Origin of the sequence: Polaromonas sp., from assembly GCF_039932935.1 — a bacterium.
Classification (GTDB): Bacteria; Pseudomonadota; Gammaproteobacteria; order Burkholderiales; family Burkholderiaceae_C; genus Polaromonas.
Genome location: NZ_JBDTPB010000029.1, coordinates 1 through 11,440 on the forward strand (window position 1 = coordinate 1; position 11,440 = coordinate 11,440).

General features: G+C 63.8%; 11 protein-coding genes. 7 read left to right on the forward strand and 4 right to left on the reverse strand.

Annotated features, from left to right (window positions below; translation table 11 throughout):
• A partial coding sequence (locus ABI546_RS04330; protein ID WP_348044467.1) for an aconitase family protein occupies window positions 1-755 on the forward strand: 755 nt, incomplete at its 5' end.
• A 37-nt stretch (window positions 756-792) separates the two neighbouring features.
• Window positions 793-1,293 carry a BON domain-containing protein gene (locus ABI546_RS04335; RefSeq protein WP_348044469.1) on the forward strand — a complete coding sequence of 167 codons (501 nt, stop codon included), beginning with the start codon at window positions 793-795 and terminating at the stop codon, window positions 1,291-1,293.
• Between the two features lie 78 nt (window positions 1,294-1,371).
• Here the strand turns inward: ABI546_RS04335 and ABI546_RS04340 are convergent, their stop codons facing one another.
• Entirely contained in the window at window positions 1,372-1,755 is a 384-nt protein-coding gene (locus tag ABI546_RS04340; RefSeq protein ID WP_348044471.1) for a hypothetical protein, read from the reverse strand.
• A gap of 14 nt (window positions 1,756-1,769) precedes the next feature.
• Complete coding sequence (locus ABI546_RS04345) at window positions 1,770-2,273, reverse strand: pyridoxamine 5'-phosphate oxidase family protein (protein WP_348044473.1); 504 nt, start codon at window positions 2,271-2,273, stop codon at window positions 1,770-1,772.
• A 300-nt stretch (window positions 2,274-2,573) separates the two neighbouring features.
• On the opposite strand from ABI546_RS04345, the gene ABI546_RS04350 reads away from it, so the two are divergent.
• Genes ABI546_RS04350 through ABI546_RS04360 form a run of 3 tightly spaced genes read left to right on the forward strand, consistent with a single transcriptional unit; the run spans window position 2,574 to window position 6,344 of the window.
• Complete coding sequence (locus ABI546_RS04350) at window positions 2,574-3,602, forward strand: iron ABC transporter substrate-binding protein (RefSeq protein ID WP_348044475.1); 1,029 nt, start codon at window positions 2,574-2,576, stop codon at window positions 3,600-3,602.
• 34 nt (window positions 3,603-3,636) lie between these two features.
• Complete coding sequence (locus ABI546_RS04355; RefSeq protein ID WP_348044477.1) at window positions 3,637-5,226, forward strand: iron ABC transporter permease; 1,590 nt, start codon at window positions 3,637-3,639, stop codon at window positions 5,224-5,226.
• The gene (locus ABI546_RS04360; protein ID WP_348044479.1) at window positions 5,223-6,344 is read left to right on the forward strand and encodes an ABC transporter ATP-binding protein; all 1,122 of its coding nucleotides are present in this window, start codon (window positions 5,223-5,225) and stop codon (window positions 6,342-6,344) included. The genes ABI546_RS04355 and ABI546_RS04360 overlap by 4 nt, the downstream gene beginning before the upstream one ends.
• Before the next feature lie 280 nt (window positions 6,345-6,624).
• Here the strand turns inward: ABI546_RS04360 and ABI546_RS04365 are convergent, their stop codons facing one another.
• Both ABI546_RS04365 and ABI546_RS04370 read right to left on the reverse strand, forming a co-directional pair.
• Window positions 6,625-8,886 (reverse strand): molybdopterin-dependent oxidoreductase, encoded by a 2,262-nt coding sequence (locus ABI546_RS04365; RefSeq protein ID WP_348044481.1) that lies wholly within the window; start codon window positions 8,884-8,886, stop codon window positions 6,625-6,627.
• Between the two features lie 240 nt (window positions 8,887-9,126).
• Entirely contained in the window at window positions 9,127-9,960 is an 834-nt protein-coding gene (locus tag ABI546_RS04370) for a helix-turn-helix transcriptional regulator (RefSeq protein ID WP_348044483.1), read from the reverse strand.
• A gap of 191 nt (window positions 9,961-10,151) precedes the next feature.
• On the opposite strand from ABI546_RS04370, the gene ABI546_RS04375 reads away from it, so the two are divergent.
• The gene (locus ABI546_RS04375) at window positions 10,152-10,589 is read left to right on the forward strand and encodes a hypothetical protein (RefSeq protein ID WP_348044485.1); all 438 of its coding nucleotides are present in this window, start codon (window positions 10,152-10,154) and stop codon (window positions 10,587-10,589) included.
• Window positions 10,590-10,866: 277 nt separating this feature from the next.
• A complete protein-coding gene (locus ABI546_RS04380; RefSeq protein ID WP_348044487.1) occupies window positions 10,867-11,112 on the forward strand; it encodes a hypothetical protein in 246 nt (81 codons plus the stop codon).
• Window positions 11,113-11,440: the final 328 nt, after the last annotated feature.

Here is an 11,440-nt window from a genome sequence, read left to right on the forward strand (position 1 = left end):
AACCCATCATCGAGTACATCACCAGCAACATCACGATGCTGAAGTGGATGATCGCTTCGGGTTACTCGGACGTGCGCACCATCAAGCGCCGCATCGCCGCCATGGAAGCCTGGCTGGCCGATCCGCAACTGCTCAAGGGTGACGCTGACGCCGAATACGCGGCTGTGATCGAGATCGACCTGGCCGATATCCATGAGCCTATCGTCGCCTGCCCCAACGATCCCGACGATGTGAAGACCTTGTCGGAAGTTGCCGGCGCCAAGATCGACGAAGTGTTCATCGGCAGCTGCATGACCAACATCGGCCATTTCCGCGCAGCCTCCAAGCTGCTCGAGAACAAGCGCGACATTCCCGTCAAGCTCTGGATGGCGCCGCCCACCAAGATGGACGCCAAGCAATTGACGGAAGAGGGCCACTACGGTGTGCTCGGCTCGGCCGGCGCCCGCATGGAAATGCCGGGTTGCTCGCTGTGCATGGGCAACCAGGCGCAGGTGAAGGAGGGCGCGACGGTGTTCTCCACCTCTACCCGCAACTTCCCGAACCGCCTTGGCAAGAACTCCAACGTCTACCTCGGCTCCGCCGAGCTGGCCGCGATCTGCTCCAAGCTGGGCCGCATCCCCACCAAGGCCGAGTACATGGCCGACATGGGCGTGCTGACCGCGGCCAGTGACAAGATCTACCAATACCTCAACTTCGACCAAGTCAAGGATTACACCGACATGGCCGATACCGTCAAGGACAGCGTTCCGGCTTGAGCTTGACAGCCGGAAGGTGAAATGGAAGGATGAAGTGATGATGAAACCATCACTTTTTTCCTTCCTTTTTTTTGCCCTTTTTTCGGCAACCGGTGCTGGCGCCCAGGAGGCGCGCACCAACGCCTTCAACGATCCCTTCCTTCAGGTCACGTCGGCGCTTACCCCGTGCCCTGTGCCCGAGGCGCCGCTCTATACCGAACAGGAAGTGCGTGAGGTCGCTCACGTGCGCGCCCAGCACGGCGGCAGTTGCTACCGGGTGGGGCGCTGCCGGCTGCCCAATTCGTATTTGTACGACGCCGAAATCATTCCCCGCGTCTCGCAGTACATCAGGCTTGACGGCCGATTCGACGACACCAGCGTGTGGGTGCAGGGCGAGCGCCGGCTGGTATTTCTCAAAGGCTGCGTCAAAACGCGCGAGCAATCGGAGGCGCTCGAAAAGGCGGTTTGGCTGGTCGACGATGTCACGGGCGTGGTGAATTATCTGCGGGTGGGCGAGGAACCCATACGGTATGTGCCGGCGCAGGCGCCGCAGAGGTGAGGGCGGCCAGCCCCAGCATCCAGCCCAATAAAAAGCCCCGCTGTTTTCAGCGGGGCTTTTGTTATCAAGTGCGAGGCTTTATAGCCCTGCCGGCAGCGGGTCCACCACACGCAGTTCCGACCCATCGACAAACTTCACGTACCAGAACTCAGGCGTTTCGGGCAAGTTTGGGCGGATGTGGCTGACAGTGGACGGCAGGATGTACACCGTGCTGGCACCGTCGTCGGGCGGCGGCGCGAGGTAGTGGCGCTTTATCGCCACCAAACCGCCGATTGCCGACACCACAGCGCCTATCGATTCAAGGACGGCATTGACGGTGGTGCCCTGGCCCAGCATGTGGATGGTGGTGTGGCCAACCAGGTCGGGCCGCGAGGCCTCCACATACAGGACCGCCGCAGTGTTGATACGCAGGTCGTCTGGTGCAGCCGGGTCTGTGGCTTTGTTGAAGGAGATAAAAGGCATGGAGTGGGTACCGTTCAGGACAGGTGAAGCTCTTTGTGTTCGCCCAGCCTGGGGGGCGTTTCTCCCGTCAGTGCGGCCTTCGCCATTTTGGCCAGCTGCACCATCTTGCTTTCCTTCACGTCCCAGTATTCGGCGTGGTGGATGTGCACTTGCAGTAAGGCGAGGTCAGGGTCGTTCACGCCGGCCGGAAACCAGGCCCGCGCCACTTGCGACCAAAGCTCTTCCTTTTTGGCCCGGTCTTCGGAAATTGTGGCCTGGCCTGACAGAGACACATAGCTGTCGTCGCCGGGGTCGGCATACGACACATTGACATTGCCGTCCTGCAAAAGGCTCTTCGCCAGCTCGCTCTTGCGCGAGATGAAGAAATACAGCTGCGATCCCTCATCAATGGACTGGTTCTGCGTCGTCAGCGGGTGGGCGTGCATCATGCCGTTGGCATGGCGGTGCGTCAGCATGCCGAATTTGATGTCCTTGATCAGCTCCCAGAGGGTGTCGAGGTCTGATTTGGCTGCGCTCATGAAAACTCCGTGTCTTGGTAGGTTGATCTTTCAAGACTAAGCAGCGCACCACAAAGCGCTCATCAGCGGGTGCCGCGGGCAACTGTCAGCAAGTGCCGACAGCCCTGCCGAGGCCGCAGCCTGTGTAAACCATCGCCCTACAGCGGACCAAATGGGGAACTAATAGCGCGAGCGGTTACCATATAGATGCAAGTAATTCGTATTTGTATTACGAGTTGCTTACAGGATGCGCCGGTCCATGCCGTCGCCGCGTTGGCCTGGCCCACGCGCCGGACTTATCCCTTTCCTAAAGGTTTCTTCATGAAATTGTCTTTCCCGTCCTTTGCCGGCGCTGTTGCGCTGGCCACCGGCCTGGCCGCGTTGCCGCTGGTTTCCCTGGCACAGGCCGTGTTGCCTACGGCCGAAGGCATCGTGGTTTACAACGCCCAGCACGCCAGCCTGACCAAGGCCTGGGCCGAGGCCTTCAGCAAGCAAACCGGCATCAAGGTCACCTTGCGCAACGGCAGCGACACCGAGCTGGGCAACCAGATCGTGCAGGAAGGCAAGGCCTCACCGGCCGACGTGTTCCTGACCGAAAACTCCCCCGCCATGGCATTGGTCGACACCGCGGGGCTGTTTGCACCGCTGGACGCGGCCACGCTGTCGGAAGTGCCTGCCAACTTCCGCCCTGTGCATGGCCGCTGGGTAGGCATTGCCGCACGTAGCACCGTGTTTGTCTACAACAAGGCCAAGCTCCCAGTTGCCCAGGTGCCCGCGTCCATGCTGGACCTGGCCAGCCCCGCCTGGAAAGGCCGCTGGGCCGCCTCGCCTTCGGGCGCCGACTTCCAGGCCATTGTGAGTGCGCTGCTGGAGCTCAAGGGCGAAGCCGCCACCGCCGCCTGGCTCAAGTCCATGAAAGAAAACGCCGTGCCCTACAAAGGCAACGGTACGGTTCTCAAGGCGGTCAATGCCGGCCAGATTGAGGGCGGTCTGATCTACCACTATTACTACTATGGCGACCAGGCCAAGACCGGCGAAAACAGCAACAACACCGGGTTGCATTACTTTCGCCATCAAGACCCGGGCGCTTTCGTCAGCATCTCCGGCGGCGGCGTGCTGGCGTCAAGCAAGCACCAGCAAGAGGCCCAGGCTTTTGTGAAATGGATTGCCGGCAAGGGCGGCCAGGAGATTTTGAAAACCGGCGACGCCTATGAATATGCTGTCGGCGTGGGCGCGCAGTCCCATCCCAAGCTGGTGCCGCTGGCCGAACTGCAGGCGCCCAAGGTCGAGCCTTCCAACCTCAACAGCAAAAAAGTCACCGACCTGATGACCCAGGCCGGTCTGCTGTAAACCCGTCACGCCGCTGTGGCGTGACCTTTTTGATGTGAGTGCAGTTCCCACCATCTCGCCAGTGCCGCTTGAAGCCGGCCTGGCCTTTTCGCCGCGTGCCTTCGCTGGGGGCTCGCGGCGTTTCTCGTGGGTGGGTGCTGCGGCCCTGGTCGTGTCGCTGCTGGCGTTGCTGCCGCTCGCCTTCGTGCTGTGGGTCGGCTTCAACACGGGTTGGGAAACCGCGCGCGCGTTGATTTTTCGCCCGCGCGTGGGCGAGCTGCTGGTCAACACCGCGCTGCTGGTGCTGATCACTGTGCCGCTGTGCATTGCGCTTGCCACCGCGCTGGCCTGGCTCACTGAGCGCAGCGACCTGCCTGGTGCCCGCTATTGGGCCTGGATGGCGGTCGCGCCGCTGGCCGTGCCGGCTTTTGTCCACAGCTATGCCTGGATGACCGCGGCCCCCAGTCTGCATGGCCTGCCGGCCGGCGTGATGGTCTCGGTCATCGCGTATTTTCCTTTTCTGTATTTGCCGGTGGCTGCAGCGTTGCGGCGGCTGGACCCTGGCATGGAAGACAGCGCCGCCTCGCTGGGGCTGGGGCCGTGGGCCGTGTTCTTTCGCGTCGTGCTGCCTCAGTTGCGGCTGGCGATTTGCGGCGGCTCCCTGTTGGTGGGCTTGCACCTGCTGGCCGAATACGGCCTCTACGTGATGATCCGCTTCGACACCTTCACCACCGCCATCGTCGACCAGTTCCAGTCCACCTACAACGGCCCCGCCGCCAACATGCTCTCGGGCGTGCTGGTGGTGTGCTGTTTTGCGCTGCTGGGGTTGGAGTCGCTGGTGCGCGGTGACGCGCGTTACGCCCGTGTCGGCAGCGGCGCGGCCCGCATGCCGGTGCTGCGGCGCCTGGGGGCCTGGCGCTGGATTGCATGTCTGTTGCCGCTCGCGGTGGCGGCGCTGTCGCTGGGTGTGCCGCTGGCCACGCTGGCGCGCTGGCTGGTGGCCGGTGGCACTGGGGTCTGGCGCTGGGACGAGATGGGCCCGGCGCTGTTGCAGACGCTGGGGCTGGCCGGTGCGGGTGCCGTGCTGACAACTGTGGCCGCCGTTCCGATGGCCTGGCTGTCCATCCGTTCGCCTGGCCCCTTGCAGCGCACGCTGGAAGCCTGCAACTACATGGTGGGCTCGCTGCCGGGTGTGGTGATTGCGCTGGCGCTGGTCACTTTCACCGTGCGCATGCCGATCTACCAGACGGCCATCACCGTGCTGCTGGCCTATCTGCTGATGTTTTTGCCCCGCGCCCTGATCAGCCTGCGCGCAGGCATCGCCCAGGCGCCGGTCGAACTGGAGCAAGCCGCGCGCAGCCTGGGCCGCACGCCCGCGCAGGCGCTGTGGTCCGTCACCCTGCGTCTGGCCGCGCCCAGCGCCGCAGCCGGCGCAGCGCTGGTGGGCCTGGGCATCACCAATGAACTCACTGCCACGCTGATGCTCGCGCCCAACGGCACGCGCACGCTGGCCACCACCTTCTGGGCCTACAGCAGCGAGATTGACTACGCCGCTGCCGCGCCCCATGCGCTGATCATGGTGCTGCTCTCGCTGCCCATGACCTGGCTGCTCTATACCCAATCCCGACGCTCGGCAGGACGATGACCACTTCACTTGAACTCACCGGCATCCACAAAAGTTTCGGCACCGCCGAGGTGCTGGGCGGCGTGAGCCTGAAGGCCGCCGCCGGCAGCCGCACCGCCATCGTCGGCCCCTCGGGCTCGGGCAAGACCACCTTGCTGCGCATCATGGCCGGGTTTGAAGTGCCCGACGCCGGCCGCGTCACGCTGGGCGGGCAATTGCTGGCCGACGGCCCTGAGGCCGTGCCCGCGCACCTGCGCGGCATTGGCTTTGTGCCGCAAGACGGCGCACTGTTTCCGCACCTGAGCATTGCCGACAATGTCGGCTTTGGCCTGCCGCGCAACATGCCCGCGCGGGACCACCGTATTGCCGAGCTGATGGACATGGTGTCTCTTGACGTGGCCATGCTCAAGCGTCGCCCGCATGAACTGTCGGGCGGGCAGCAGCAGCGCGTGGCACTGGCACGCGCGCTGGCGCAAAAGCCGCGCCTGATGCTGCTCGACGAGCCTTTCTCGGCGCTGGACACCGGCCTGCGCGCCAGCACGCGCAAGGCGGTGGCCAAACTGCTGGGCGCAGCCGGCATCACCACCATTTTGGTCACGCATGACCAGGCAGAAGCGCTCTCGTTTGCCGACCAGGTTGCCGTGATGCGCGCCGGCCAACTGGTGCAGGCGGGCCGTCCGTCCGAGCTTTATCTGCGTCCCACCGACGCCGCCACCGCCAGCTTTCTCGGCGAAAGCATCGTGCTGTCCGCGCAGCTGTCCGGCGGCTGGGCTGAGTGCGCACTGGGGCGCATCGCCGTCAACGACAACCAGCGCAGCGGCGCGGCGAACATCATGCTGCGGCCCGAGCAGTTGCACGTGACGCAAGTTCCCCTGCCATCGGCCAAGCAAAGCGACGATGGCGCCGCCTGTTATGGCGTCGTGACCGACACCGACTTCGGCGGCGCCGTCTGCGTGCTGTCGGTGCGCTTGTTGCGCCACCGCGTGGACGCCCCCGAAGACGGCATTGCCGGCTGGGATGCGCCGCTGCTGGTGCGCACGCCGGCCCTGCAGGTGCCTGCGATGGGCGCCACGGTGCAGATCACCGTGGCCGGCCAGGCGCATGTGTTTACAGACCCCACGTTCGCTCACTCCGTCTAGCTCTCTGCCCCTCAAGGGGCGCTCCGCCTCGCGCCCGGCAAAGCCGGATCGCGGCTCCTGCTGGGTAAAGCGGGGAAAGTATTTGGGGTGCCTGCAATCGAGCATGTGCCGTCAGCCCTTCAGCGAAGCTGCCACGGGCTCCGTCTCGGCTTTGAGGCTCTTAAAAGCTCTTTCTTGCCCTTTTGGAGCCGTTTTTACCTGCCAAAAAGGCCTGAAGCCAAATAGGGACGTGCGGGACCAGCTATCAATTCAGTAGCATCGATGCAGCGGCGTGGATGCGTCACGCCAGCGCCTGCATCTCCACCGGTATGCCGCTCAACACCGCATTGCCCGACAGCGGGTCGCGCCACTGGTCGTCCAGCAAGGTGTTGAGGTTGGCGCCGGGGCGCTCGGCCGCCAGCGACAGCCGTGTCCCAGGCTGGCCGTGGCCCCATCCATGCGGCAGGCTCACCACGCCGGGCATCATCGTGTCACTCAGTTGCACCTGCGCTTCGATGTGCTGCTGACCGGCCGCGTTGCGGCTGCTGATGCGTGCGATGGCGCCGTCGGCCAGGCCCAGGCGCGCCGCGTCGTGTGGATGGACCAGCGCGGTACAGCGAAAAGGCCCTTTGGCCAAGAGCGGCAGGTTGTGCATCCAGCTGTTGTTGGACCTGACGTCGCGCCGGCCGACGATCACCAGTTCGGGCACGGGGCGCAGCAAGTCGGCGGCGGGGCGGGCCAGGTCGGCCAGCAGCGAAGGCGGCGCCAGTTCAACCTTGCCGGAAGGCGTGCGCAGTATTTCGGGAATACGCGGCGCCAGTTCGCCGAGGTCGATGCCGCCGCTCGCGCCGCTCAGGCTTTTCACCTTGGCCAACGTCAGGCCTTCGGGCTGGCGGCCAAAGCCGTCGCCGTAGGGACCGCTGCGCAGTGCCACGTCCAGCAGGCGGTCGGTGCCTTTGAGGCCGCTGACCGCCTGGACCACTGCGGCGCTGTGCTCACCAAACAGGCGCTGGGCATCCTGCGCAAACTGGGCGTCGTCCAGGTCGGCTGCGCTGGTGCCCACGCCTTTGCCCTGCAGGATGGCGGTCAAGCGTGCGAGGGTTTCCCATTCGTCGGGCTGGCCATTGGCGCGCGCAAAAACGGGCGCACTGTAGCGTGCGTGGTTGCGCCAGGAGAACTGCGTGAAGACCACGTCGTAGTGCATGTCTTCCAGCGGTGAGGGGCCCGGCAAGATCACGTCCGCGTGGCGCGAGGTTTCGTTGAGGTAGATGTCCAGGCTGACCATGAAGTCCAGCTTGCCCAGCGCGCGCGACAGGCGCTCGCCATTGGGCACCGACAGCACGGGGTTGGTGGCAATGCTGATGAAAGCCTTGACCTGGCCGGGGCCGGCGGTTTCGATTTCTTCGGCAAGGCAAGTAGCCGGCAACTCGCCCAGCACCTCGGGAACGCGGCTCACGCGGCTGTGGTGGCGGCCGGTGGCCACACCCTTGCCGCTGCCGGGGCGGCCCGCGGTGTTGGCGGCAAAGGCCGCGGCCTTGGGAAAAAGCACACCGCCAATTTCGTCGAGGTGTCCGGTCGCGGCATTGAGCACATCGATCAGCCAGCTGGCCAGCGTGCCGTACTCCTGTGTACAGGTGCCGATGCGGCCATAGACGGCGGCGCGCGGTGTGCCTGCCAGCGTGCGCGCCAGGCTGCGGATGGTGTCTGCGCCGATGCCGCAGCGCGCGGCCACGGTGTCGGCGTCAAACGGCGCCACCGCTGCTTCGACCTCGGCCAGGCCGTTGAGGTGCTCCGCCAACCGGCCCGGGTTGGCGAGCTTTTCGGCAAACACGGTGTGCAGCAGGCCCAGCAAGAAAAACACGTCGCCACCGGGGCGGATGAAGTGGTGCGCGTCGGCCATGGCGGCGGTTTCGGTGCGGCGCGGGTCCACCACGACCAGCTTGCCGCCACGCGCCTGCAGTGCCTTGGCCTTGCCCTTGAAGTCGGGCACCGTCCACAGGCTGCCGTTGCTGGCCAGCGGGTTGGCGCCCAGCATCAGCACAAAGTCGCTGCGCGAAATATCAGGCACGGCCACACTGAGCCAGTTGCCGAACATCAGGCCGGTGGCCAGCTGCTTGGGCATCTGGTCCAGCGTGGAGGCCGAATACACATTGCGTGTGCCCAGCGCCCGCACCAGCCGCGGAAAGTAAAGCAGCAAGCCGGCCTTGTGCGAAGTCGGGTTGCCCGCCATCACGGCCACGCTGTCTTTGCCGTGGGCGGCCATCAGCGGCGGCAGGCGGCGGTTGATTTCGTCAAACGCTTCGTCCCAGGTGGCTTCGACAAACACCCCATTGCGCTTGATCAGCGGTGTGCGCAAGCGGTCGGGGTCTTCATGCAGGTCTTTCAGCGCCACGCCTTTGGGGCAAATGTAGCCAGCGCTGAAGACGTCGGCGTCGTGCCCGCGGATGCTGGTGACCTTGCCGGCTTTCACCTTGAGCTCCAGTCCGCAGCAGGCCTCGCACAGCGGGCAGATGCGGTGGTGGGTGGTTTCTTCGTTCGCCTGGACGGCTGTTGATTCGGTCATGCGTGTCTCCGCGGTCTGTGGCTGGTTTGTCCCTTATTACGCGCCAGCGGCGCTGGCTTGCCAATCACGCCGGTGACATGCCTTCGAGGCTTCTGGTCGCTTGTTTCAGTGGGTGAGGGCGATTTTTCGCTGTTTTGGGCGGTTTCAGGCCTGTTTTTTTTGATAAAAAAGGCCTGTAGCCCAATGAGGACGTGCGCCAACAGCTATCAAAAATATAGCAAATACAGCGCAAATAGGCAGTCAGCCCTGCGCCTGCAAGGCCCGCAGCACCTGCAGGGTGGCATCGTCCGCCGGGAAAAACGTCTCCAGCGCCAGTTCCTGCAAGGTCACGTCAACGGGTGTGCCAAACACCGTGGTGGTGCTGATGAAGTTGAGCACGCCCGCTGGCGAGCGAAACTGCAGCGGCATCGCCACACCCAGGTGCTCCCCGTCAAGTTGCGTGTTTTCAGCGCCGGGCGGCAAGGGGTAGGCGCGCAGCTCTTCCAGCAGCGCCGTCAGCCCGGGGTCGGCGGTGGCCATGACCTGCTGGCGCAGCCGTTCAAAGATATGGCTGCGCCACTGCACGATGTTGACGATGGCGGAGGCCAGGCCTTGCGGGTGCAAGCTCAGCCGCAGCACATTGGTCTGGCCCGGCTGCAAGAGGGAAGGGTCGGCGCCTGCCAGCAGGTGCGGCACTATGGCATTGGCCGCCACCAGGTTCCAGTGGCGGTCTACCGCCAGTGCGGGGCACGGCTCGTGGCTTTTCAAAATCAGCTCCACCGCCCGGCGCGCCGAGTCCAGCGCCGGGTCGGCCAGCGGCCTTTCGCGGTACATGGGCGCGTAGCCGGCGGCCACCAGCAACACGTTGCGCTCGCGCAGCGGAATATCCAGCCGCTCCGACAGCCGCAGCACCATCTCGCGGCTGGGCACCGAGCGGCCGGTTTCCACAAAGCTCAGGTGCCGGGTCGAGATGTCGGCCTCATGGGCCAGGTCCAGCTGGCTCAGGCGCCGGTGCTGACGCCAGTGACGCAGATGATCGCCAAAGGGTTGGGGGGTGCGGCGCGCGGCCGGAATGGGGTGGACGCTGGCATTCATGCCGCCATCCTAAAGCCATCACCGCCAGCTTCCCATTACCTCCCAGGTCATCGACGCTGCGCTGCTACCCGGGAATCATGACCGTCATGCGCATCGTCTGGCGGCTGGTCGCGCAAGTTGGCTCAAGCCTTGTTCACCCTGGTTCAACACCTTCACCGGCCACCATCATCCCGTTTTACAAGGAGCTTTTCATGTCTTCAACTTCGCTTTCCCGTTCTGCCTCCTCGGTCATGCTGTCGTCCCCCAACTTCCTGCGCAACGTTCTGCGCGTTGACGCGCTGTCCTGCATTGCCTGCGGCGCACTGCAGGTCGCCTTTCCCGCAGCCATGGCGCGGCTGCTCAACCTGCCTGAACCACTGGTCGCCTACACGGGAGAGTTCCTGCTGGTCTACGCCGCCGTGGTGGCCTTAGTGTCCACCCGCAACCCGCTGCCGCGCAGCGTCATCTGGACGTTGGTGGCAGGCAACCTCGGCTGGGCCGCCTTGTGCGTGTTGCTGCTGACCAGCGGGCGCGTGCAGCCCACGGCGCTGGGCGTGGCCTACGTGGTGATGCAGGCGGTGACGGTGGCGGTGCTGGCGGAGTTGCAGTTTTTTGGTCTGCGGCGGTGGGGCGTGCAGGCGACCTGGTAAACCAAAGCTTGTAAATGCATGCATGCGCCAGGTCACGCATGCTGCATGCACCGTTGTTTTCAGGGCATTCGTTGCCTTGTTTCAAAGCGAATGGCTGTGAGACACTGCTTTGAAATCTGCCGGGTTTCGCAGATTTTTTATACCTGTATAAATCTGTACAAAATTTCAGGAAAACCCAACAGGCATGCCGCTTCCAGGAGGATTTTGATGACCACGTTATATTGCAGCGCCGGTTTTATACCGCGGGTCTTGCGGTCTACATTACGTTAGGTCTCAGATGAAAATCTCTGGATACGCGAATCAAAACGTCGAGCCCGAGCATGTCGTTTCGGAAGAATTGGCTGAGATCACGTTGAGCGCAACGCCAACTGAGCTCCGACGCCTTGGTGAATTTCTCGTTTTCTGTGCGGCGGAGATGGATCGGATGGGCGAGACCTACGATCACATTCACTTGGCAGATCGAATGAAAGAGTTCAATAAGTCGTCGCCGCACCTCGTCGTCTTTAGGGCGGCTGCAGCGTGAGACCTAACCCCTCGTATATGGACTCCCCCTCAACGGCAAGAGGTTGACCGATAGATTGGCTATTGGGGAAGCGCCTGCAGTCGTATATCCGGCATCTGAGGTGGGCTCTGTTGTGGCCCGTGCCGACATGGAATCTGCGTCACCGAAGCGCCAGTCGATACAAGCGGCTGCAAATGAGCCGGAAGAGTTATCGGCGTTAATCGGTGTGGGGTGAACCCGGTTGGCCATGATGGTCGATCAATCTCGTCGCAAGCGTGGATGGATGTTCAATTCTTCTTTGTGTTTGCCCTGGATGGCCGGCCTTCAGGCCGGCATCACAAAGCTCTCC

Coding starts and splice junctions, on each gene's coding strand:
- ABI546_RS04375 (WP_348044485.1), top strand. CDS start 10,152: ATGTCTTCAACTTCGCTTTCCCGTTCTGCCTCCTCGGTCATGCTGTCG.
- ABI546_RS04350 (WP_348044475.1), top strand. CDS start 2,574: ATGAAATTGTCTTTCCCGTCCTTTGCCGGCGCTGTTGCGCTGGCCACC.
- ABI546_RS04360 (WP_348044479.1), top strand. CDS start 5,223: ATGACCACTTCACTTGAACTCACCGGCATCCACAAAAGTTTCGGCACC.
- ABI546_RS04345 (WP_348044473.1), bottom strand. CDS start 2,273: ATGAGCGCAGCCAAATCAGACCTCGACACCCTCTGGGAGCTGATCAAG.
- ABI546_RS04370 (WP_348044483.1), bottom strand. CDS start 9,960: ATGAATGCCAGCGTCCACCCCATTCCGGCCGCGCGCCGCACCCCCCAA.
- ABI546_RS04365 (WP_348044481.1), bottom strand. CDS start 8,886: ATGACCGAATCAACAGCCGTCCAGGCGAACGAAGAAACCACCCACCAC.
- ABI546_RS04340 (WP_348044471.1), bottom strand. CDS start 1,755: ATGCCTTTTATCTCCTTCAACAAAGCCACAGACCCGGCTGCACCAGAC.
- ABI546_RS04335 (WP_348044469.1), top strand. CDS start 793: ATGATGAAACCATCACTTTTTTCCTTCCTTTTTTTTGCCCTTTTTTCG.
- ABI546_RS04380 (WP_348044487.1), top strand. CDS start 10,867: ATGAAAATCTCTGGATACGCGAATCAAAACGTCGAGCCCGAGCATGTC.